At 72.2% G+C, this 21,876-nt stretch carries 18 protein-coding genes; 15 read left to right on the top strand and 3 right to left on the bottom strand.

Translation table 11 applies throughout. The annotated features are described in order from the left end of the window. Positions 1-600, top strand: coding sequence for a hypothetical protein (locus tag FCL41_RS15185; protein ID WP_137064841.1), 600 nt, complete (start codon positions 1-3; stop codon positions 598-600). A gap of 84 nt (positions 601-684) precedes the next feature. Here FCL41_RS15185 and FCL41_RS15180 read toward each other — a convergent pair whose 3' ends face one another. Continuing rightward, on the bottom strand, positions 685-1,800 hold the full coding sequence (locus FCL41_RS15180) for a glycosyltransferase family 2 protein (protein WP_137064842.1): 1,116 nt from the start codon (positions 1,798-1,800) through the stop codon (positions 685-687). Between the two features lie 41 nt (positions 1,801-1,841). Between FCL41_RS15180 and FCL41_RS15175 the strand changes: the two genes are divergently transcribed. From FCL41_RS15175 to FCL41_RS15115, 13 genes are all read left to right on the top strand, one after another. Further along, on the top strand, positions 1,842-3,005 hold the full coding sequence (locus tag FCL41_RS15175) for a sulfotransferase family protein (protein WP_239021669.1): 1,164 nt from the start codon (positions 1,842-1,844) through the stop codon (positions 3,003-3,005). Then, entirely contained in the window at positions 2,944-3,951 is a 1,008-nt protein-coding gene (locus tag FCL41_RS15170) for a hypothetical protein (RefSeq protein ID WP_239021668.1), read from the top strand. Before FCL41_RS15175 ends, FCL41_RS15170 begins: the two co-directional genes overlap by 62 nt. Before the next feature lie 151 nt (positions 3,952-4,102). Next, positions 4,103-5,026, top strand: a complete 924-nt coding sequence (locus FCL41_RS15165) for a Rossmann-like and DUF2520 domain-containing protein (RefSeq protein ID WP_137064844.1) — start codon at positions 4,103-4,105, stop codon at positions 5,024-5,026. Next, on the top strand, positions 5,023-5,967 hold the full coding sequence (gene panC, locus FCL41_RS15160; protein WP_137064845.1) for a pantoate--beta-alanine ligase: 945 nt from the start codon (positions 5,023-5,025) through the stop codon (positions 5,965-5,967). The genes FCL41_RS15165 and panC overlap by 4 nt, the downstream gene beginning before the upstream one ends. Continuing rightward, the gene (panD, locus tag FCL41_RS15155; RefSeq protein ID WP_137064846.1) at positions 5,967-6,383 is read left to right on the top strand and encodes an aspartate 1-decarboxylase; all 417 of its coding nucleotides are present in this window, start codon (positions 5,967-5,969) and stop codon (positions 6,381-6,383) included. The genes panC and panD overlap by 1 nt, the downstream gene beginning before the upstream one ends. 26 nt (positions 6,384-6,409) lie before the next feature. Beyond that, positions 6,410-8,092 (top strand): L-aspartate oxidase, encoded by a 1,683-nt coding sequence (locus FCL41_RS15150; protein ID WP_170970183.1) that lies wholly within the window; start codon positions 6,410-6,412, stop codon positions 8,090-8,092. A gap of 1 nt (position 8,093) precedes the next feature. Next, on the top strand, positions 8,094-9,041 hold the full coding sequence (nadC, locus tag FCL41_RS15145) for a carboxylating nicotinate-nucleotide diphosphorylase (protein WP_137064847.1): 948 nt from the start codon (positions 8,094-8,096) through the stop codon (positions 9,039-9,041). Positions 9,042-9,058: 17 nt separating this feature from the next. Further along, entirely contained in the window at positions 9,059-9,835 is a 777-nt protein-coding gene (locus tag FCL41_RS15140; protein WP_137064848.1) for a type III pantothenate kinase, read from the top strand. A gap of 76 nt (positions 9,836-9,911) precedes the next feature. Next, entirely contained in the window at positions 9,912-11,750 is a 1,839-nt protein-coding gene (locus FCL41_RS15135; protein ID WP_137064849.1) for a TolB family protein, read from the top strand. 81 nt (positions 11,751-11,831) lie between these two features. Beyond that, the gene (locus FCL41_RS15130; RefSeq protein WP_137064850.1) at positions 11,832-13,592 is read left to right on the top strand and encodes a TolB family protein; all 1,761 of its coding nucleotides are present in this window, start codon (positions 11,832-11,834) and stop codon (positions 13,590-13,592) included. Positions 13,593-13,815: 223 nt separating this feature from the next. Beyond that, positions 13,816-14,142 carry a histone-like nucleoid-structuring protein Lsr2 gene (locus FCL41_RS15125; RefSeq protein ID WP_137064851.1) on the top strand — a complete coding sequence of 109 codons (327 nt, stop codon included), beginning with the start codon at positions 13,816-13,818 and terminating at the stop codon, positions 14,140-14,142. A gap of 201 nt (positions 14,143-14,343) precedes the next feature. Further along, positions 14,344-16,080, top strand: a complete 1,737-nt coding sequence (locus FCL41_RS15120; RefSeq protein ID WP_137064852.1) for a TolB-like translocation protein — start codon at positions 14,344-14,346, stop codon at positions 16,078-16,080. A 164-nt stretch (positions 16,081-16,244) separates the two neighbouring features. Continuing rightward, entirely contained in the window at positions 16,245-18,818 is a 2,574-nt protein-coding gene (locus tag FCL41_RS15115; RefSeq protein WP_137064853.1) for an ATP-dependent Clp protease ATP-binding subunit, read from the top strand. Between the two features lie 98 nt (positions 18,819-18,916). Here the strand turns inward: FCL41_RS15115 and FCL41_RS15110 are convergent, their stop codons facing one another. After that, a complete protein-coding gene (locus FCL41_RS15110) occupies positions 18,917-19,783 on the bottom strand; it encodes an HhH-GPD family protein (protein ID WP_137064854.1) in 867 nt (288 codons plus the stop codon). 93 nt (positions 19,784-19,876) lie between these two features. Between FCL41_RS15110 and FCL41_RS15105 the strand changes: the two genes are divergently transcribed. Further along, positions 19,877-20,671 (top strand): hypothetical protein, encoded by a 795-nt coding sequence (locus tag FCL41_RS15105; RefSeq protein ID WP_137064855.1) that lies wholly within the window; start codon positions 19,877-19,879, stop codon positions 20,669-20,671. 45 nt (positions 20,672-20,716) lie between these two features. Here FCL41_RS15105 and disA read toward each other — a convergent pair whose 3' ends face one another. After that, positions 20,717-21,802 (bottom strand): DNA integrity scanning diadenylate cyclase DisA, encoded by a 1,086-nt coding sequence (gene disA, locus FCL41_RS15100; protein ID WP_137064856.1) that lies wholly within the window; start codon positions 21,800-21,802, stop codon positions 20,717-20,719. Positions 21,803-21,876: the final 74 nt, after the last annotated feature.

Below are 21,876 nucleotides of genomic sequence, written 5' to 3'. Positions count from 1 at the left end.
ATGACTTCCCCGTCGCCCCGTTCCAGCGCCCGCCGACGCCAGCGCTCCACTCGCATCACCGTCGCCGCCGGACTGCTCGTGCTCGCGGCCGCCCTCGTCCTGGGTGCGACCGTCACCGGCCAGTTCATGCTGGTCCTCCTGTCGGCCTTCACGGCCGTCGCCCTGGGCGCCGCCTCCACCCGGATCACCTGGTCCGAGCTGGCCCAGACCCGCCGCGACGCCGCGGCCGACCGCGCCCGCCAGGCCGAGGCGTACCGCGACATCACCGCCCGCCGCACCGCGGAGAACGTCGCCTTCGCCCAGTCGATGCGTGCGCGCATCGCCGAGCGTGAGGAAGTCATCGGTCACCTCGAGGTCGAGCTCGGCAAGGCCCTCGAGCGGGCCGCCACCTCCACCCTCAAGATGAACGGCGAGGCTCGCCGCGCCGACCTCGCCGAGTCGACCGTCGAGCGCCTCACCTCCTCCCTGGAGGAGAGCGAGAGCCGCGCCGCCGACGCGATCGTCGCGGTCGCCGAGCTCGAGGTCCAGATCGACGCCCTGCGCGCCGAGCTGGAGGCCTGGAAGATCGAGGCCACCAAGGACGTGCGCAAGCGCGCCTGAGAAGTCGTCGCGACGCCCCCGGAGCCCCGGCTCCGGGGGCGTCGTCGTGCTCGGGGCCAGCTCAGCGTGTGAGTAGGCGCTGCGTCAGCGGGTGAGCCGGAGCCGCTCGGGCGGCACCGAGCCGGGTGCGAGGACGTCGCCCGGCACGTCCAGGGCGGCGCCGTCGGGCGTACGCGGCACCGGCCGCCCGTCGAGGCCGAGGACGTACGTCACGAACCGGGTGGCGTCCTCGCGGCGGTCCTGCGTCACCAGCCAGGCCGCCAGCCGCATGGCGGGGGAGAGGATCGAGTCGCCCAGGCCGTCGGGGCCCCAGAGGGAGACGATCCCCTCGCGCAACGAGGCCCACCACGCGTCGGAGCAGCCCGGCACCGCGTGCAGGTAGACCCACAGGTCACCCGGCAGGACCCGGGTCATGAAGACCCGGGTGACGTCGTCGTCGCCATGGGCCACGACCGAGTCGAGCGCCATCCGCTTGGTCGTCCAGCGGTCGGCCAGGTCGGCGAGCGAGGAGCGTTGCTGGGTGATGGAGGTGCCGTCGGTGCGGATCTGCCAGTGGTAGACGACGGCGGGGGAGACGTCGAAGCGGCCGGCGAGGAAGGCCCGCGTCGTCGTGGGCTGGTCCTCGTAGCGGACCCCTTCGGGCCACGCGAGGCGCTCGCGGTCCCAGAAGGAGCGGCGGAACATCTTGTTGTGCGCGAAGACGTCACCGAGGATCTCGGGCCGCTCGGCGATCCGGGCGCCGGTCAGCGCAGGAGCGTGCATGCGGGCCATCCACGGGGGCACCGCCACGCCGCGGCCGGTGGGTGGCTCGGCCTCGACGCGCAGCAGGCAGGCAGCCACGAAGTCCGACCCGGACGCCTCCAGCGTCGCGACCGAGGTGGCGAACGAGTCCGGCGGGAGCACGTCGTCGGAGTCGACGAAGGCGAGGTAGTCGCCCTCGACCACGGCCGCGCCTCGGTTGCGAGCAGCGCCGAGCCCGCCGTTCTGGGTGTGCAGCACGCTGATCCGGGAGTCGCGGGCCGCGTACGCCTCGGCGATCTCGCCGGAACGGTCAGGGGAGCCGTCGTCGACGACCACCGCCTGCCACGACGTGTGGCTCTGGGCGATCAGGCTGTCGAGGGTGGCCGGCAGCCACCGCTCCACGCCCCAGGCGGGGACGACCACCCCGACCGTGGGACGACGTTTCCGGAGCCACTTCATGGCGGCGAGTCTAGGGGTGCCATGCAGTAGGCTCCCCGACTGTGACGCAGGCTCCGACTTCTCGCCCGATCGACCCGACCGAGGACGAGGGCGCCACCCCTCGCAAGGTCCTCTTCGTCGCCGGCGCAGGCCGCAGCGGCACCAGCACGCTCGCCGGCATCGTCTCGATCCTGGGCATGCACGTCCCGCAGCCCGAGGTCGTCGCCGACGAGTCGAACCCCAAGGGGTTCGGCGAGCCGAAGTGGTGCGTCGAGCAGCACGACCGCTGGCTGGCCGAGGTCAACGTGCAGGTCAGCGACGCCCGCCCCTCGGCGTGGCTGGACACCGGCCGGGTCGAGGCCCGCGAGCCCGCCCGGATCAAGGTCGCCGACTGGCTGGAGAGCCACTTCGCCGTCGCGCCCGAGCTGGTCGTCAAGGACCCGCGCCTGAGCTGGTTCCTCGGCCTGTGGCGCGTCGGCGCGCTGCGCGTGGGCGCCGATCCGGTCTTCGCCACCATGCTGCGCCCGCCCGCCGAGGTGGTCGGCTCCAAGCAGAAGTACTACGCCAACAAGCTCGGCTCGGCCCACCTGGCCGCCGGCTGGGTCAACATGCTGCTCCACACCGAGCGCGCCACCCGCAGCGACGAGCAGGGCGGTGGCCGGACCTTCGTGCGCTACGCCGACCTGCTCACCGACTGGGTCCGCACCACCACCGACATGGCCGAGCACCTCGACCTGCGCGCGGTGCTGCACGCCGACTCCGAGAACATCCGCGCGGTGCACCGCTTCGTCGACCCCAACCTGCGCCGGGTCACCGTCACGCTCGCCGACCTCGGGCTGCCTAAGCGTCTGCACGAGCTCACCCAGGAGACCTGGGACCAGCTCAACCTGCTCACCGACCCGGCCGAGGACACCCCGGCCGCCCACGCGGTCCTCGACCAGCTGCGCGAGGCCTACACCGACCTCTACGAGGAGTCCGAGGCCATCGCGCGCTCCACGGCCGTCGCGGCCCGCGGCGACGAGGCGCGCAAGGTCCGCGCCCGCCAGGCCGCGGTGGTGGAGCCGGCGCCTGCCGCCCCCCACTCCCTGGTCGACCTCGTGCCGCACGACGTCCGCGCGAAGATCCCTGCCGGCGTACGCCGTGGGGTCCGCAAGGCGCTGGGCCGTGAGCGCGACGCGCAGGACCGTGGGCGCGACGCGCAGGGCCCTCAGCGCGAGGGTCAGTGACGCCCCGATGAACCCCCTCGCCACCGGCGACGGCATCCGCAACCTCGAGGGGCACGCCGACTTCGACGTGACCTGGCCGTGGCGGCGCGACGAGCCCCTGCGCCGCGGGGCCACCGCTGTGCTGCGGGTCAAGAACGAGGCGCCGAACCTCGCGTACGCCCTCCCGCCGCTGCTGCGGGCGGTCGACGAGGTGCTGGTCGTCGACAACGGCTCCACCGACGGCACCGCCGTGGAGGCTGCTCGGGTGGCCGCGGCCGAGGGCCACTCGGCGAAGCTCACCGTGGCCCACTACCCCTTCGACGTGGCGCGAGCCGGGGCCGAGCACCGCGCGACCCCGGAGCGGTCGGTGCACTCGCTGGCCTACTTCTACAACTGGTGCTTCGCGCAGGTCTCCACCCGCTACTCGTGGAAGTGGGACGGCGACATGGTGCTGACCCGCGAGGGCGAGCTGTCGATGAGGTCGCTCTCGTGGCAGGTCGGTTCCTCGCAGACCGTCGTGCGGCTGCCGCGCCACAGTCTCTACGTCGAGTCGCCCCAGCGCGCCTACCTCGACCTCGGGTTGCGCAACGCCGAGGAGTGGGGCTTCCCGATCGGCCCCGACTTCGTCTACACGAAGGCGCCCGAGTGGGAGATCCGCACGACGCCGGAGACCTACCGACAGGTGGAGCTGCCGCAGGGCCTCTGCGTGGAGCTGAAGTGGCTCGACGGCGACGAGTTCGCCCACTGGAGCGACCCGGAGTCGTTCGCCACCAGCCTGCGCAACCACCGCAAGCGTCGTGAGTGGGAGGTGTTCCACGCCCTGCGTGACGGCCGGGTGCCGACCGGCGTGGTGCAGATCGACGCTCCCGCCGGAGTCCACGTGGTCGACCACGTGACGCACGAGTGGATGCCGCGCGCGCCGCGGCCCTTCAAGGTCGACGACCCGCGCCACCGCCGCCCGGCCTGAGGGTCGGTGGCGCAGGTCACAGGCGGGCTGGATTCCCGCGGTGGAACAACGCGGCGTACGCTCACGTTGACCGCAACATCAGAGCAAATCGTCTGGTACCCACACCGGTCCCCACGGGGATGGTCGGTGGGACTGAAACGTGAGGCCTTGAATGACCACCACCCTGAAGGTGGGCGTGGTCGGCGCCGGTCGTGTCGGTGCCGTCCTCTCCGCTGCCCTGCGCGCTGCGGGCCACGACGTCGTCGCGGCCGCGGGTGAGTCCGACGCCTCGCGCCGGCGCATCTCCTCCCTGCTCCCCGGCGTACCGGTGGCCAAGCCCAGCGAGGTCGCTCGCGCGAGCGACCTGCTGCTGCTCACCGTGCCCGACGACATGCTCGCCAACGTCGTCACCGTGCTCTGCGCGTCCGGTGCCGTACGCCCCGGGCAGGTCGTCGTCCACACGTCGGGACGTCACGGCCTCGCCGTGCTCGCCCCCGCCACCGCGGTCGGCGCCCGCACCATCGCCCTGCACCCGGCGATGACCTTCACCGGCACCGCCGTCGACCTGCCCCGGCTGTCGGGCTGCGTCTTCGGCGTCACCGCCCCGGCCGCCGAGCGCGAGCTCACCGAGAGCCTCGTCGCCGACCTGGGGGGCAGCCCGATGTGGGTGCCCGAGCAGCACCGCACGCTCTACCACGCCGGCCTCGCGCACGGCGCCAACCACCTCGTCACCGTGGTCACCGAGGCCATGGAGATGCTGCGGGCCGCCGGCGCCGACGATCCTGCCGGCACACTGCGCCCGCTGCTGGAGGCCGCCCTCGACAACTCGCTGCGCTCCGGCGACTCGGCCCTCACCGGGCCGATCGTGCGCGGCGACGTCGAGACCGTCTCCGCCCACCTGGCCGACATCACGGCCCACGCACCCCAGACCCTCAACTCGTACGTCGCGCTCGCTCGCGCCACCCTCGCCCGAGTGGTCACCGACGGTCGACTGCTGCCCATCCGCGCCTCCCGCATCCAGGCGATGCTCGAGCGGGCCGGCACCGAGCGCAGTGACCGCGGCCAGGGACGTACGCCGCACCAGGAGATCCGATGACCCACCCCACCCCGGCGCTGGCTCGCAGCCGCGCCGAGCTCAGCGGCCTGCTCGCCGACGCCCGCCGAGGCGACGCCCGCGTGGCCTACGTCCCCACCATGGGGGCCCTGCACGAGGGCCACGCCAGCCTCATGCGTGAGGCGCGGGCCCAGGTCGGCCCGAACGGCCGCGTCGTGGTGAGCATCTTCGTCAACCCGTTGCAGTTCGCGCCCGGCGAGGACCTCGACCGCTACCCGCGCACGCTCGACGCCGACCTGGAGGTCTGCGCCGCCGAGGGCGTCGACGTCGTCTTCGCCCCGTCGCCCGACGAGGTCTACCCCGGTGGCGTGCGCGCCGGTGAGACCGACGAGGCCATCACCGTCGACCCCGGCCCGTTGGCGCTCGAGCTGGAGGGCGTGAGCCGCCCGACCCACTTCCGTGGCGTGCTGACGGTGGTCGCCAAGCTGTTCGGGCTGGTGCGTCCCGACGTCGCCGTCCTCGGCCAGAAGGACTACCAGCAGCTCGTGCTGATCCGGCAGATGGCCGAGAACCTCTGCACCGGTGTCGAGGTCGTCGGCGCCGAGACGGTGCGTGAGCCCGACGGCCTCGCGCTGAGCAGCCGCAACCGTTACCTCGACCCCGAGCAGCGCCGCCGCGCCGCGATGCTCAGCCACACCCTGCGTGCCGCGCAGGAAGCGGCCCGCTACGGCCTCGACGTCGCGGTGGAGGCAGCGCGTGCCGAGCTGCGCCAGGCGCACGGCGTGGACCTCGACTACCTCGAGTTCCGACGTCCCGACCTCTCGCCGTTGCCGGCGGAGATCACCGAGGAGACGCCCGCGCGGGTGCTCGTCGCCGCCCGCGTCGGCGCCACCCGACTCATCGACAACATGCCCCTGGTCCTGGGAGTCCCGCGTCACCTCGCCCGTGCCGCAGCTTCCGCCGCAACTGAAGGAGACAGCTGATGCTGCGCACCATGATGAAGTCCAAGATCCACCGGGCCACCGTGACCCAGGCAGACCTGCACTACGTGGGGTCGGTGACCGTCGACGAGGACCTCCTCGAGGCCTCCGACATCCTCCCGGGCGAGCTCGTGCACATCGTCGACATCGACAACGGCGCGCGTCTGGAGACCTACACGATCGCCGGCGAGCGCGGCTCGGGCGTCATCGGCATCAACGGTGCCGCCGCCCGCCTCGTCCACCCGGGCGACCTGGTGATCCTCATCGCCTACGGCCAGATGGAGACCGCCGAGGCGAAGGAGTTCGAGCCGAACGTCGTCTTCGTCGACAAGGACAACCGGATCATGGGCACCTCGGCCGACCCGGCGGACACGTTCGGCGCGGACGACCTCGTCCGCGGCGACCTCGTGGCCAACTGAGCGATCGACAAGCTGGCACGAGTGCGATGACGCCTCCCTCGACCCACCTCGCCCCGGCGCTGCCCGGGCGCCTCGACGCGCCCGAGCCGGGGTGGAGCACCGAGGCCGACGTGGTGGTCATCGGCTCGGGCATCGCCGGACTCACCGCTGCGCTGCGACTGCGCGACAGCGTCGGCAAGGTCCTGCTCGTCACCAAGGACGTGCTGGCCGCCGGTTCGACCCAGTGGGCCCAGGGGGGCATCGCTGCGGCGCTGGGCCCGGGGGACACCCCGGCCGAGCACGAGGTCGACACCCTGGTGGCCGGCGCGGGGGCCTGCGACGTCGAGGCCGTACGCGTCCTCGTCACCGAGGGCCCGGACGCGGTGCGCGAGCTGATCTCGCTCGGCACCAACTTCGACCACCACGACGGAGAGCTGTCGCTGACCCGTGAGGGCGGGCACCACCGCGACCGGATCGCCCACGCCGGCGGTGACGCCACCGGTGCGGAGATCCAGCGCGCCCTCATCGCCGCGGTCGCCGCGGCTCCCGAGATCGAGGTCATCCAGCACGCCCTGGCCCTGGACCTCCAGCTCGCCGCCGACGGCGGGGTCGCGGGCGTGACCCTGCACGTGATGGGCGAGGGGCAGCACGACGGCGTCGGGGCGGTGCGCTGCCGGGCCGTGGTCCTGGCCGCGGGCGGCTTCGGGCAGGTCTTCTCCGCCTCCACGAACCCCAGCGTCTCCACCGGCGACGGGATGGCCCTGGCGCTGCGGGCCGGCGCGGCGCTGCGTGACCTCGAGTTCGTCCAGTTCCACCCGACGGTGATGTACCTCGGCCCCGACTCCACGGGGCAGCAGCCCCTGATCTCCGAGGCCGTCCGGGGCGAGGGCGCCTTCCTCGTCGACTTCGAGGGCAACCGCCTGATGGCCGGGGTGCACCCGCTGGCCGACCTGGCGCCGCGCGACGTCGTCGCCAAGGCGATCACCCGCCGGATGATGGAGACCGGGCGTCCGCACATGTGGCTCGACGCCCGCCACCTCGGCGCGGAGTTCTGGGAGCAGCGCTTCCCGACCATCCTCGCCACCTGCCGCCTCCACGGCGTCGACCCCAGCACCGACCTGATCCCGGTCGCCCCGGCCCACCACTTCGCCTCGGGCGGGGTCGCGACCGACCTGTGGGGGCGTACGTCCGTCCCCGGCCTCTACGCCACCGGCGAGGTCGCCTGCTCCGGCGTGCACGGCGCCAACCGTCTCGCCTCCAACTCGCTGCTGGAGGGCCTCGTCTTCTCGCGGCGGATCGCTGAGGTGCTCCCCTCCGAGCTGCGACCCTGGGCCCCCGCCGTCGAGGACGCCCGGGTGCCCGGGCTCGTCGACCCCGAGGCTCGCAGCCAGCTGCAGGGCGTGATGACCGACCTGGTCGGCGTGCTGCGCTCCGCCGCCGGCCTGGTCGCCGCGGCCGAGGTGCTCGCCGAGCTCGGCCAACGGGGTTCGGCCACGCCGGCGACGCCGTCCTGGGAGACCACCAACCTGGTCGCCGTCAGCACCGCCCTCGCCCTCGCCGCGCTGCTGCGCGAGGAGACCCGCGGCTCGCACTGGCGTGACGACTTCGCCGAGCGCGACGACCTCCGCTTCGGCGGGGGGCACGTCGACGTACGCCTCGTCGACGGCCGCGCCACCACCCACTTCGTCGCCGCACCGGCCACCGATCCGTCCGTCGTGAAGGGAGCCTGAGATGGCGACAACGAACCCCGCCTCCGAGCTGCCCGCCGTCACCCTGCCCACCATCACCCTGGGCCAGGTGCCGGCCGGCCTCGTCGCCGAGCTGACCGATGCCGGGCTCGACGTCGAGGCGTTGTGGAACCACCTCACCCTGGCGCTGCTCGAGGACGTCCCACCCGGCGAGACCGACACGACCAGCGCCGCCACCATCGCCGACGAGACCCGGGCCTCGGGAGTCTTCGGTGCGCGTGAGGCCGGCGTCGTCTCGGGCCTGGGCGTGGCCGCCCTCGTCTTCCACGCCGTCATGGGCGACACCGTCGACATCACCGACCGCGTCCCCGACGGCACCCGCGTGGAGGCGGGCGACGTCGTGATGCGGGTCTCCGGCCCCGCCCGCGGCCTCCTCACCGCCGAGCGCACCGCCCTCAACTTCGCCTCGCACCTGTCGGGGGTCTCCACCGCGACGATGCACTGGGTCGACGCGCTCCAGGGCACTGGCGCCCAGGTCCTCGACACCCGCAAGACGCTGCCGGGCTGGCGTGCCCTGCAGAAGTACGCGGTGCGGATGGGGGGCGGCGTCAACCACCGCTTCGGCCTCAACGACATGGCGATGGTCAAGGACAACCACGTGATCGCCGCCGGGGGCGTCGTGCCGGCCCTCGAGGCGATCCGGGCCCGGTTCCCCGGCCTCCCTGTGGAGGTCGAGGTGACCGACCTCGACCAGCTGCGCGACCTGCTGGAGGTCGGCTGCGAGCGCATCCTGCTCGACAACATGAGCAACGAGACGATGGCCGAGGCCGTGCGCCTGACGGCCGGTAGGGCTGTGCTGGAGGCCTCGGGCGGACTCACCCTGGAGCGCGCCCGCGAGGTGGGAGCGACCGGCGTCGACTTCATCTCCGTGGGTGCGCTGACCCACTCGGTGAAGGTGTTCGACCTGGGGCTCGACCTGGACGAGGACTGAGGGGGGGGAGTGACCCCATGACGCTGCTGGCCGCCGACATCGGCAACTCCCACACCAGCCTCGGTGTCCTCGACGGCGAGGAGGTCGTGGCGCACTGGCGCGTCGCCACCGACGAGCGGCGTACCGCCGACGAGTGGTCGGTGCTGGTGCGTGGCCTGCTCGTCGACGAAGGGCTCCTCGACGACGTCGACGGCATCGCCGTCTGTGCGACCGTGCCGTCGGTGCTGCACGAGTGGCGCGAGATGCTCGCCGCCCACTTCGCGCACCTGCGTGCGGTGGTCGTCGAGCCGGGCGTACGCACCGGGGTGCCGGTGCTGATGGACAACCCCCGCGAGGTGGGCGCCGACCGCATCATCAACTCCCTGGCCGCGCTCCACCTCTACGGAGGTCCGGCCATCGTGGTCGACTTCGGCACGGCGATCACCTACGACGTGGTCAACCCCAAGGGCCAGTACGTCGGTGGCGCCATCGCGCCCGGCATCGAGATCTCGCTCGATGCCCTCGGCCGGCGCGGTGCGCAGCTGCGCAAGGTCGAGCTGCTGCGTCCCCGTCAGGCGATCGCGAAGAACACCGTCGAGGCGCTCCAGTCGGGCATGGTCTTCGGCGTCGCCGCCCAGGTCGACGGGCTGGTCGCCCGGATGGTCCGAGAGCTCGGCGTGTCACCCGAGGAGGTGCGGGTGATCGCGACGGGCCACCACGCGCCGCTGCTGCTCGACGAGGTCGAGTGCTTCACCGACCACGAGCCGTGGCTGACCCTGCAGGGCCTGCGTCTGGTGCACGAGCGCAACTGCTGAGCCTCTGGCGGCGCGGCCCCGGCCGCGGCATGCTGGAAGGGTTGCGCCCACTGGGCGCCCCACTGGGGGAGGGTCAATGACCGGTCGTCGGGTCCGCAGGCTGTCCGTCCTCGGCGTGGGGGCGCTGCTCGCCGCACCGCTGGCCGCCGTCGCCCCGGCCACCGTCGCCCCGGCCCACGCCGACACCGGCCCGGTGCCGGTCACCCCGCCCGACGGGGTGACCCAGGGAGGCAGCCCCTCGGGGCAGGACCTCAGCGCCGACGGCCGGTGGATCGCCTGGACCGGCACCACGACCAGCGCCGCCGGCACGACCCACCGGCTCTACGTCGTCGACCGGACGACCGGGGTGACGACACCGCTCGTCGCCGGCGACGCCCCGATCGGCACCCTCTCCATCAGCGACGACGGCCAGCGCATCGTCTACGTGCTCGGCGAGGTCGGAGACTCCTTCGAGGGCGAGGCCCAGGTGCGCCTCCTCGACCGCTCCACCGGCAGCAGCAGCCTCGTCTCCGCCACGGACGGCGTCGCCGGCAACGCGGCCTCGTGGGATCCCGAGATCAGCGGCGACGGCTCCGCGGTCGCCTTCACCACGCGCGCCACCAACCTCGCTCCCGGCACTGGTGGTCCTGGCGGCATCGGCGGCCCCACGAGCGCCGTCGTCGTCAAGGAGCTCGCGACCGGTGCGGTGGAACGGATCTCGGGCACCGAGGTCACGGCGCAGTCAAGCGCCCCGTCGATCAGCGCCGAGGGCGACCGGGTCGCCTTCCAGACCAACGAGGCCCTCGTCGATGCGGACACCGACCAGAACGCCGACGTGGTCGTCCGCACCCGCAGCACCGAGGCCCTCGTCCTTGCCTCCCGCGCTCCTGACTCCGGGGGCACCGCGCCGTCGATCAGCGCCGACGGCAGCCGGGTCGCCTTCCTCGTCCAGGAGGGTGGCCGTCCGGGCATGCTCGTCTCGGGCGTTTTCGTCACGCACCTCGCGACGGGTGCCACCGTGCGTGCCAGCCTCGACGGTGACCGGCTGCTCAGGAGCCCGGGGGTCCTCCCCGCGCTCAGCGCCGACGGCCGGTTCGTGCTCTTCAGCGCCCTCCCGGGCGTCGTGACGGATCCGCCGTCACGCGCGATCGAGGTGTACGTCCGCGACCTCGCCCTGGGGAGCACCAGGCTCGTCTCGGCCGGGGGACAGGCGGGCACGAGCTATGCGTTCGGCCACGCGATCAGCGGCACCGGCCGTCACGTGCTCCTTTCCTACCTGAGCTACTCCGAGGAGTCCTCGGAGCAGACGTTGTGGTCCCACGACCTCGGCGACCCGACACCGGCCCCCTTCCCCGATCCCGAGCCCGTGGTCCCGATCAACTCCCAGCTCCCGACCGGCGAGATCGGGAGTGGGACGGGACCGTCGTACTCCCTCGCCGTGACCCCGGGCGTCTGGGTGGGCGCCGACGGCCTCACGCCGAGCTACCAGTGGTGGCGCAACGGCCGTCCGATCGCGGGGGCGACCGGGACGACGTACGTCGTGCGCCCGGCCGACTTCGGCCAGTGGATCGCAGTGCGCGAGACCCTCACGCCCGCGGAGGGTGACCCGGTGTGGGCGGTCTCGGCCGCGACGAAGGCCGTCAAGCCCGCCAGTTCCCTGACGGCGAAGGTCGCCCGCTCGCGGGTGAAGGCGGGTGCCCCGGTGGTGTGCAGGGTGCAGGTCTCGCACGCGTTCGGGGTCCGCCCGCAGGGCAAGGTCGCGGTGAGGTCGGGCCAGCGGTCGCGGACGGTGAAGGTCGACGCCGACGGGCGGATGACGGTGCGCCTCAAGGGCCTGCGGGTCGGGCGTCACACGGTGCGGTTCTCGTACGCCGGCACCCCTCACGTGAAGGGTGCCGCGACCGTCCGGGTCCGGGTGCGCGTCACGCGTCGGTGAGAACGCTGGCCATGTGACCTGGTTCACGCCATCCTTGACTCGATCGTCTCGTGCCCGGGGCGGCCGGTCCTGGGAGGATGCATGAACAGTCGTGCCAGCAGGGTGTCCGTCGTCGTGGTGGGGGTGCTGCTCGCAGCCCTGGTCGCCGTCTCCGGGCCGGCGCAGGCCGCCGACCCGTCCCCGGTCCAGGTGGTGCCGCCCGCCGGCGTGGCGCTGGGCGGCTACCCGTCCGGGCTCGACATGAGCGCCGACGGTCGCTGGGTCGCCTACACGGGCAGTGCGGGCGCGACCTTCGGCCTCTACGTCGCCGACCGCACCACGGGCGTCACGACGCCGCTCTTCACCGGGGCCACGCCCGTCGGTGAGCTCTCGATCAGCGCCGACGGCGACCGCATCGCGTACGTCCTCGGCACGGGCACCTACGGCGTCGGTCCCACCGTGCAGGTCCGGGTCTTCGACCGTCCGTCCGGCACCAGCCGCCCCGTCTCGGCCACCGCGGACGGCGTGCCCGGCGACGGACACTCGTTCAGTCCCGACATCAGCGAGGACGGCACGGCCGTGGCGTTCTCCACCTACTCCACCAACCTCGCCGACGGGACCGGTGGCGAGGGCAGCGACGTGCTGGTGAAGGAGATCGCGACCGGTGAGGTCGAACGGATCTCGGGCGCCGGCGCCGCCACGGAGTCGGGGTCGCCGGTGAACAGCGCCGACGGCGACCGGGTGGCCTTCGTGACCGACCAGGACCTGGTCAGCGGCGACACCGACGTGACCGACGACGTCGTGGTGCGCACCCGCAGTACCGGGGCGCTCGCCCTGGTCTCGCGCGCAGCCGGTGGCGCTGCGGCCAGCGAGCCGGCGATCAGCGCCGACGGGCGCAAGGTCGCCTACCTCGTGGCCGAGGGGGGATCTCCCGAGCTCCCCCACTCCGGCGTCTTCGTCACGACCGTCGCGGCGGGCGCCACCGTGCGAGCGAGCACCGACGACTCCGGCGAGATGCGCAGCCCTTCGCAGACCCCGGAGCTCAGCAGCGACGGCCGCTTCGTGCTCTTCACCGCCATGACGTCTGGCCCCGGGCGTCTCGCGGTCGAGGTGTTCGTGCGTGACGTGGCGCGGGGGACGACCACGTGGGTCTCCACCGCCCACCCGGGCTCGGCGTTCGGCGTCTCGGGTGCCGCCATCAGCGGCACGGGGCGCCACGTCCTCTTCGCCGCCCTCAGCGTCGACGGCACGACCGCCTGGACCGCCGACCTCGGGGAACCCGTCGCGCCGCCCGTGCCCGTCAACACCGCCCTCCCTGCCCAGGCGCGCGCCAAGGTGGCGAAGGGGCCGTCGTACTCCTTCGTCGCGAAGGCCGGCACGTGGGAGGACGCCGATGGCTTCACACCCACCTACCAGTGGCTGCGCAACGGTCGACCAATTCCCGGGGCGAAGGCACGGACGTACGTCGTGACGCCGGCCGACTTCGGCAAGCGGATCGCGGTGCGCGAGACGCTCACCCCCGTGGTGGGCGAGCCGGTGTCCGCGGTCTCGGCCGCGACGAAGGCCGTCAAGCCCGGCAGCGACCTGACGGCGAAGGTCGCCCGCTCGCGCGTGAAGGCCGGCGCCCCGGTGGTGGTCACGGTGCGCGTGCGCCACGACTTCGGGGTCCGCCCCCAGGGCAAGGTCCAAGTGAGTGGGGGCAAGCGCTCGAAAGCGGTGAAGGTCGACGCCGACGGGCGGATGACCGTGCGGCTCAAGGGCTTGGGAGTCGGGCGTCACACGGTGCGTGTCTCGTACGCCGGCACCCCGCACGTCAAGCGTGCCGAGACCGTCCGGATCCAGGTGCGCATCACCCGCCGTTGAATGCGAACGGCATGGAATCCAAATGCGACTCGGTGTGGGTGGCTCATTCAAGGAAAAGGCCGCGGGTGGGGGCGGTCGTATTCGCCCAGGTCAATGAAATGGCCCGATCGGGCGTTGCTTGAAAGCGGCCAAATCATGCCAGAATGCGCTTCGCCTTTTCCGAGACGCGGAAAAGGGAGTACGGTTCCCTTTAATTGTTCGTCCCCCAATGCAGAGGAATTCCATGGCTCAGAAGGTAAGCATCGTCCTCATTGACGACCTCGACGGTTCCCCCGCGGACGAGACCGTCACGTTCGGCCTGGACGGAGCGACGTACGAGATCGACCTCACCGACGCCAACGCCCAGAAGCTCCGCGACGCACTCTCCGGCTACGTGGGCCACGCCCGCAAGGTCACCGGGTCGCGGCGCGGTGGCGCCGCCCGCAAGAGCTCCGGCTCGGGCACCGACACCAAGGCCGTGCGCGAGTGGGCGAAGGCCAACGGCTACGACGTCTCCGAGCGCGGGCGTGTGCCCGCCAGCGTCGTCGCCGCGTACGAGGCCGCGAACTGACCTGACGCACCGACGGAGCCCGGCGTCCCCGCCCAGGGGAGGCCGGGCTCTGTCGTGCTTCACCTCCCCAATATCGGGGTCGTCGCTCCGCGAGAGCCGGGGGATGCTGTGGAGGCCCGGTGTCTCCTGCCCGGGTGTCGACCATGGGGAAGTGAATCGATGCGCCGAGCTCTGCTCACGTGTGCCGTGACGGCGGCTCTGGTGTCGAGCGCGCTTCCCGGGTCGGCGCTCGTCGCCGCCGGGGCAGCTGCGCCCCACGTCGGGGCCGCGCGCATCCCTGTCCCGCCGGGTGTCGTCGTCTCCGACCCCTCGCTCTCGGCCGACGGAGTGTGGATCTCGTTCGCCGGCGCGGTCGACGGTACGAGCGGTCTCTACCGCCACAACACGGCGACCGGCGAGACGACCCGGGTGACGACCGGCGTCGAGGACCGCGGCGGCTCCGTCGCGCAGACCTCGACCAGCCGTGACGGGAACGTCATCGCCTGGACCCGCCACTCCGCCGGCCACTCCACCGGTTGGGACCCGGCGTCGCAGGTCTACGTCACCGACGTGCGGTGGGGCATCACCCGGCTCGTCTCCAGCGAGGTCGTCGACCGGACGCCGGGCAACGAGGGCTCGGCCGAACCCGAGATCTCCGAGGACGGCACGCACGTCGTCTTCACCACCCGCGCCACCGACATCATCGACAAGCCGTTCCACGGCGCGGGCTCAGGCGCTGGCAGCGACGTCGTGCTGGCCGAGGTCGGCGGCCGCGGGGAGTCCCTCCTGCGCCTCGTCTCGCCTGACCGGGCCGGCGCCGACTTCACCGAGCCCAGCGTCAACCCCGACGGCACCCGGATCGCCTTCACCCGCAACGCCTCCAGCAGCAGTGCCTCCAGCGTCGTGCTGGCCACCCGTGCGTCGGGGTCCGACCGCGTGAGCCACCGTGACGTGGCGCCCGGGGCCTCGCCGTCGCTGAGCGCCGACGGGAGCAGCCTCGCGCTCGTACGCCCGCAGCGCGAGCCCGGCGACCGCCCGCGCAGGGCGACCCACCTGCGTACGCTCGCCGCCGGCTCGGAGGTGCAGGCCGACGTCGAGGACAAGGGGTGGTCGCTGACCGGCACCTCCGCCACCCCGGTGGCCGACCGTGACGGCGGCACGGTGCTCTTCGCCCTCACGCGCGACACGGGCACCGACCTGGTCGTGCGTGACGTCGATCGGGGCACCACGCGCACCGTCGCGCGCGGCGTCGACGGCGAGGCGGGCCACGACCTCTCGGCCGACGGTGACCGCGTCGTGCACGTCTCCGGCGGTCAGCTCCACCTCATCGACCTCGGTCGCCTCCCCGCCCCGCAGGCGCCGGCCCCCAACGCCATGTGGAACCCCCTCGTCCAGCGTTCCGCGACACCGGCCAGGGGCCGGGGCTACGTCCTGCGGGTCGACCCGGCCCTGTGGGAGCCGCTGCGCGCCAGCCGCATCGAGCGACAGTGGTTGCGCGACGGTCGCGTGATCGCGGGGGCGTCGGGACTCGAGTACGAGATCACCGCGGCCGACGTCGGGAGTGAGATCAAGGTGCGCGAGCGCCTCCACGTGCCCGGGGTGCCGGTCGGCGTGGCCACGTCGCGCAGCTACAAGGTCAAGCCCGACCTGGCCCAGCTCCGGGTGCCTGCGAAGGTCGCCCGCCCGCGCGGCAGGAAGGTGTCCCTGCGGGTGCGCGTACGCACGCTCCCCGGTTCGGAGACCTACGTGAAGGGCGCGGCGGTCCCGCAGGGGCGGGTGACCGTCAAGGTCGGGCGCCGCGTCGTGCGCGCCACGGTGGGCAGGAACGGCTGGGCCAGGCTGGTCCTGCCGGCGCAGCGACCCGGTCGCCACCAGCTGCGGGTGCGGCACGTGGGGACCCCGTACGTGAGGGCTCCGGCGCCGAAGAAGGTCACGCTGGTCGTGCGCCGCGGCCGCTGATCGCGCGGCACGACGTCCCGAGGGCGACGGCACTGTTCGCTGTGAGCGGAGGGACTGGCCCTGTCACCGGGAACACGTAGGCTGGTGCTGGGCGTTGAGCCCAGTGTCTCCACGTCTGTGCGTGCACCGTGCGCGGCTGGAGACCAGAGACGTTAGGAGCGCAGATGTTCGAGCGGTTCACCGACCGAGCCCGACGAGTGGTGGTGCTGGCCCAGGAAGAGGCCCGCATGCTCTCGCACAACTACATCGGCACCGAGCACATCCTGCTCGGCCTCATCCACGAGGGTGAGGGTGTGGCCGCCAAGGCGCTGGAGTCCCTCGACATCTCGCTGGAGGCCGTCCGGGCCCAGGTCGAGGAGATCATCGGCCAGGGTCAGCAGGCTCCCTCGGGCCACATCCCCTTCACCCCCCGCGCCAAGAAGGTGCTCGAGCTCTCCCTGCGCGAGGCGCTGCAGCTCGGCCACTCCTACATCGGCACCGAGCACATCCTGCTCGGTCTGATCCGTGAGGGCGAGGGCGTCGCCGCCCAGGTGCTGCAGAAGCTCGGGGCCGACCTCAACCGCGTCCGCCAGCAGGTCATCCAGCTGCTCTCCGGCTTCCAGGGCAAGGAGACGGCCGGAGCGAGCGCCGGCGCCAGCTCGAGCGCCGGTGAGACCCCGCAGTCCTCGCTGGTGCTCGACCAGTTCGGCCGCAACCTCACCCAGGCCGCCCGCGAGGGCAAGCTCGACCCGGTGATCGGTCGCGAGCAGGAGATCGAGCGGGTCATGCAGATCCTCTCGCGCCGCACGAAGAACAACCCGGTGCTCATCGGTGAGCCGGGCGTCGGCAAGACGACCGTCGTGGAGGGCCTCGCCCAGGACATCGTCAAGGGCAACGTCCCCGAGACGCTGCGCGACAAGCAGATCTACACCCTCGACCTGGGCGCCCTCGTCGCTGGCTCGCGCTACCGCGGTGACTTCGAGGAGCGCCTCAAGAAGGTGCTCAAGGAGATCAAGACCCGCGGCGACATCGTCCTCTTCATCGACGAGATCCACACCCTGGTGGGTGCGGGTGCCGCCGAGGGCGCGATCGACGCCGCCAGCATCCTCAAGCCGATGCTGGCCCGCGGTGAGCTCCAGACCATCGGTGCCACCACGCTCGACGAGTACCGCAAGCACCTCGAGAAGGACGCCGCGCTCGAGCGCCGCTTCCAGCCGATCCAGGTCGCCGAGCCGTCGATCGCCCACACGATCGAGATGCTCAAGGGCCTGCGCGACCGCTACGAGGCGCACCACCGCGTGACGATCACCGACGAGGCGCTGGTCTCGGCGGCGACGCTGGCCGACCGCTACATCTCCGACCGCTTCCTGCCGGACAAGGCGATCGACCTCATCGACGAGGCCGGTTCGCGCCTGCGCATCCGTCGCATGACCGCTCCCGCCGACCTGCGCGAGTACGACGACAAGATCTCCGACGTGCGCCAGCGCAAGGAGGCCGCGATCGACGGTCAGGACTTCGAGGCCGCAGCGCGCCTGCGCGACGAGGAGAAGCAGCTGATCGCTGCCAAGTCCGAGCGTGAGAAGCAGTGGCGCTCCAACGACCTGGACGAGATCGCCGAGGTCGACGAGGAGATCATCGCTGAGGTCCTCGCGGTCGCCACCGGCATCCCGATCGTCAAGCTGTCGGAGGAGGAGTCCACCCGTCTGCTCAAGATGGAGGACGAGCTCCACAAGCGCGTCATCGGCCAGGACGACGCCGTCAAGGCGATCTCCCGGGCAATCCGCCGCACCCGTGCCGGCCTGAAGGACCCGAAGCGCCCCGGCGGTTCGTTCATCTTCGCCGGTCCTTCGGGCGTCGGTAAGACGTGGCTGTCCAAGACGCTGGCCGAGTTCCTCTTCGGCGACGAGGACGCGCTCATCCAGCTCGACATGAGCGAGTTCGCCGAGAAGCACACGGTCTCGCGCCTCTTCGGTTCGCCCCCCGGCTACGTGGGCTACGAGGAGGGTGGCCAGCTGACGGAGAAGGTGCGCCGCAAGCCGTTCTCGGTCGTCCTCTTCGACGAGGTCGAGAAGGCCCACCCCGACATCTTCAACTCGCTGCTCCAGATCCTCGAGGAAGGTCGCCTGACCGACTCCCAGGGTCGAGTGGTCGACTTCAAGAACACCGTCATCATCATGACCACCAACCTGGGCTCGCGTGACATCGCCAAGGGCGTCAGCCTCGGCTTCGGCAACGCGTCCGACACCCAGGGCACGTACGACCGGATGAAGGCCAAGGTGTCGGAGGAGCTCAAGCAGCACTTCCGCCCCGAGTTCCTCAACCGCGTCGACGAGGTCATCGTGTTCCCGCCGCTGACGCAGGAGCAGATCGTGGCGATGGTCGACAACATGATCGCCTCCGTCGACCTGCGCATGCGCGACCGCGACATGACGATCGAGGTCACCCCGGCCGCCAAGCGGGTGCTCGCTGAGCGCGGCTACGACCCGGTGCTGGGCGCTCGCCCGCTGCGCCGGACCGTGCAGCGCGAGATCGAGGACGTGCTGGCCGAGAAGATGCTCTACGGCGAGGTCGGCCCCGGCCAGATCGTGCTCGTGGACGTCGAGGGCGAGGGCCCGACCGCGACCTTCACCTTCGCCGGCCAGAAGAACTCGACCGTGCCGGACATGCCTCCGCTGGAGACGATCGACGTCGAGGGTGGGCTCCCCGAGGGCCCCGACGACTCGGCCGGCCCGGTGGACGTCCCCCGCGAAGGCGAGTGACGTCGCACCACCCGGTGCGTCTGACGTGACGACGGCCCGGTTGCCCCGCGAGAGCGGAGGCGACCGGGCCGTTGCCGTTCTCCCGGTGTGGGGGAGGGTCAGGGGAGGGCGTACGTCTCGTCCCCGGCCTGCACCACGAGGCCGTCGGCGAGCAGCGAGGTGAGGCAACGCTCCCGCTGACCAGCGTCCGGCCACGCCGAGACCAGGCGACTGGCGTGGACAGCGCCGTGGTCGTCGCGCAGCAGCGCCATCAGGCGACCGCGACACTGCCGGTCGGTGCCGTCCCACGCCTGCCCGCGGCGCGGTGGACCGTCGTACGCCGGCTGCCCGGCCCGCAGCCACGTGCACTGCTCCCGCACGGGGCAGTCGCCGCACTGCGGTGACCGGGCAGTGCAGACCAGGGCCCCCAGCTCCATGACGGCCACGGCCCACTCGGCGGCCACCGCCGGCTCCTCGGGCAGCAGGGTGGTCGCGAGGTCGCGCTCGGCGCGGGTGGGGGCGGTGGTCGGGAACTCGACGCCGCTCACCGCCCGGGCGAAGACCCGGCGCACGTTGGTGTCGAGCACGACGTGGCGGCGACCGAAGGCAAAGCTGGCGATCGCCGAGGCGGTGTAGTCACCGACGCCGGGCAGGGCGACGAGGTCGTCGTACGCCGCTGGCACCTCCCCACCGTGACGCTCGACGATGGCGGTCGCGGCGGCGTGGAGGCGCAGGGCACGGCGCGGGTAGCCCAGGCGCCCCCACGCACGTACGGCCTCACCGGTGGGTTCGGCGGCGAGGGCACCCGGCGTCGGCCACCGGGTCAGCCATGCCTCGTGCGGTCCCAGCACCCGCGAGACCGGCGTCTGCTGCAGCATGAACTCGCTGACCATGACCGACCAGGGGGACGCCTCAGGACGTCGCCAGGGCAGGTCGCGCTGGTGCGCTGCATACCAGTCGAGGATCGGTGCGTGGAGCGTGCTCATCGCGGCGATCGTAGCCACCACCGCCTCGAACAAGTCCTGGGGCTCCGGAGAGTCTCCCGAGTCCGGGTGGTCGCTGTGACTAACGTTTCGAGCATGTCCGCGCTGACCTCCCCCAAGGGTCCGTTGCCGCCCCGCGTCTACTGGTTCCGCCGTGCCCTGGTGCTCGTCGTCGCCTTCCTGGTGGTCTTCGGCACCGCCCGTCTGCTCACCAGCAGCAGTGACGCCAAGTCCGACGACGAGGACGCCGTGGCGACGGTCAGCAAGGAGACGACGGAGAAGGCGGGGACCACCGAGTCGCCGACCGCGACCCCGTCAGCCAGCCCTTCGGCATCGGCCCGCGCCAAGCCGACCAAGCCCCCGCTCCCGGCCCCCGACGGCGTCTGCACCAACGACGACGTCGTCGTCACCCCCGACGTGCCGGAGAAGCGCTCCGGCGCCCAGCTGCCGATCACGCTCGTGCTCACCACCAAGACCGCGGAGGCGTGCACCTGGCAGGTCTCCTCGCGCAGCGTGACGGTGAAGATCGACTCGGGCTCGCGCAAGGACCCCGACGAGATCTGGCACAGCCGCCACTGCCCGAAGGCGATCCCCACCAAGGACGTCACCGTCTACCGCGACCACGAGACCAAGGTCGTCATGGCGTGGAGCGGTCGTCGCTCCGACGAGGAGTGCTCCAACCTCACCGACTGGGCCCGCGCCGGGTGGTACCACGTCAACGCGGCGGCCTACGCGGGCGAGCCGACGTCGGTCCAGTTCAAGCTCGCCAGGCCCTCGCCGGTCACGGTGACCAAGACGGTCGAGCCGAAGCAGCAGAAGCCGAAGAAGAAGAAGCCGAAGAAGCCGGCCTCGAGCCCGAAGCCGTCCGGAGCGGTCGAGCCGAACGGCTGACGTCCACGGCTCCTGCCGCCGTCCCGTGAGGACGAGGGAGGACCCTCAGACGTAGCGCTCGAGGATGCTCGACTCCGCCAGGCGCGAAAGCCCTTCGCGCACCGAGCGGGCGCGCAGCTCGCCGACCCCGTCGACGGTCTGGAGATCGTCGATGCCTGCGGAGAGCAGCTGCTGGAGACCGCCGAAGTTCTCGACCAGGCGGTCGACGACGGTGGGAGGCAGGCGGGGCACCTTCGCGAGGAGCCGGTAGCCGCGTGGGGCGACGGCGCCGTCGAGGTGGTCTCCCGTGGTCATGCCCAGGGCCTTGGCGACGGCGCCGGGGTCGACGAGCTCCGTGGGCGAGAGCTCACCGAGCGAGGCGAGCACCTCCGCGGGCGACTTGGGCTTCTTGCCGGCGGGGAGGTAGTCCCGGATCACCAGCTCGCGGTCGGCGTCGACGCCGGTGATGAGCTCCTCGAGCTGCAGCGAGAGGAGGCGGCCGTCGGTGCCGAGCTCGAGCACGTAGTCCTCGATCTCCGCCGAGATCCGGCTCACCATCTCCAGGCGCTGGGCCACGACGGCGACGTCACGCACCGTGACGAGGTCCTCGATCTCGAGCGCGGAGAGCGTCGAGGAGACCTCGTCGAGACGCAGCTTGTAGCGCTCCAGCGTGGCCAGGGCCTGGTTGGCCCGCGAAAGGATCTGTCCGGAGTCCTCGAGGACGTGGCGGGTCTCGCCCACGTAGATCGCGATGATCTGCATCGACTGGGACACCGACACGACGGGGAATCCGGTCTGGCGTGCCACCCGGTCAGCGGTGCGGTGCCGGGTGCCGGTCTCGTCGGAGTGGATGGTGTGGTCGGGCATCAGGTGCACGGCGGCACGGTGGATGCGCGTCACGTCCTTGTCCAGGATGATCGCGCCGTCCATCTTGGCGAGCTCGCGCAGGCCGGTGGCGGTGAAGGGCACGTCGAGCGTGAAGCCGCCGGTGCAGATCGACTCGACGAGCTTGTCGTAGCCGAGCACGATGAGGGCGCCGGTCCGGCCACGCAGGATGCGCTCGAGTCCGTCGCGCAGGGCCGTGCCGGGGGCGATCGAGGCGAGGGTGGCCCGCAGACGCAGGAGTTCATCGCTGCGCTCGATGTTGACCACGTGGTTCTCCGTCCCTCACCACCGAGGGCGCCCAGCCCTCAGCAGCGTCAGTGTAGCGGCCGGAAGGCCCGACC

It is taken from the genome of Nocardioides jishulii (assembly GCF_006007965.1).
GTDB lineage: Bacteria > Actinomycetota > Actinomycetes > Propionibacteriales > Nocardioidaceae > Nocardioides > Nocardioides jishulii.
The sequence above is the reverse complement of the archived record's forward strand: the minus strand, read 5'-3'. Positions and strand labels throughout refer to the sequence as shown.

Excerpts from the sequence above, each read along its gene's own strand:
- FCL41_RS15150 (WP_170970183.1), top strand. The coding sequence starts at position 6,410 with ATGACGCCTCCCTCGACCCACCTCGCCCCGGCGCTGCCCGGGCGCCTC.
- FCL41_RS15165 (WP_137064844.1), top strand. The coding sequence starts at position 4,103 with ATGACCACCACCCTGAAGGTGGGCGTGGTCGGCGCCGGTCGTGTCGGT.
- FCL41_RS15140 (WP_137064848.1), top strand. The coding sequence starts at position 9,059 with ATGACGCTGCTGGCCGCCGACATCGGCAACTCCCACACCAGCCTCGGT.
- FCL41_RS15135 (WP_137064849.1), top strand. The coding sequence starts at position 9,912 with ATGACCGGTCGTCGGGTCCGCAGGCTGTCCGTCCTCGGCGTGGGGGCG.
- FCL41_RS15130 (WP_137064850.1), top strand. The coding sequence starts at position 11,832 with ATGAACAGTCGTGCCAGCAGGGTGTCCGTCGTCGTGGTGGGGGTGCTG.
- FCL41_RS15110 (WP_137064854.1), bottom strand. The coding sequence starts at position 19,783 with ATGAGCACGCTCCACGCACCGATCCTCGACTGGTATGCAGCGCACCAG.
- FCL41_RS15105 (WP_137064855.1), top strand. The coding sequence starts at position 19,877 with ATGTCCGCGCTGACCTCCCCCAAGGGTCCGTTGCCGCCCCGCGTCTAC.
- panC (WP_137064845.1), top strand. The coding sequence starts at position 5,023 with ATGACCCACCCCACCCCGGCGCTGGCTCGCAGCCGCGCCGAGCTCAGC.
- panD (WP_137064846.1), top strand. The coding sequence starts at position 5,967 with ATGCTGCGCACCATGATGAAGTCCAAGATCCACCGGGCCACCGTGACC.
- nadC (WP_137064847.1), top strand. The coding sequence starts at position 8,094 with ATGGCGACAACGAACCCCGCCTCCGAGCTGCCCGCCGTCACCCTGCCC.
- FCL41_RS15125 (WP_137064851.1), top strand. The coding sequence starts at position 13,816 with ATGGCTCAGAAGGTAAGCATCGTCCTCATTGACGACCTCGACGGTTCC.
- FCL41_RS15115 (WP_137064853.1), top strand. The coding sequence starts at position 16,245 with ATGTTCGAGCGGTTCACCGACCGAGCCCGACGAGTGGTGGTGCTGGCC.
- FCL41_RS15185 (WP_137064841.1), top strand. The coding sequence starts at position 1 with ATGACTTCCCCGTCGCCCCGTTCCAGCGCCCGCCGACGCCAGCGCTCC.
- FCL41_RS15180 (WP_137064842.1), bottom strand. The coding sequence starts at position 1,800 with ATGAAGTGGCTCCGGAAACGTCGTCCCACGGTCGGGGTGGTCGTCCCC.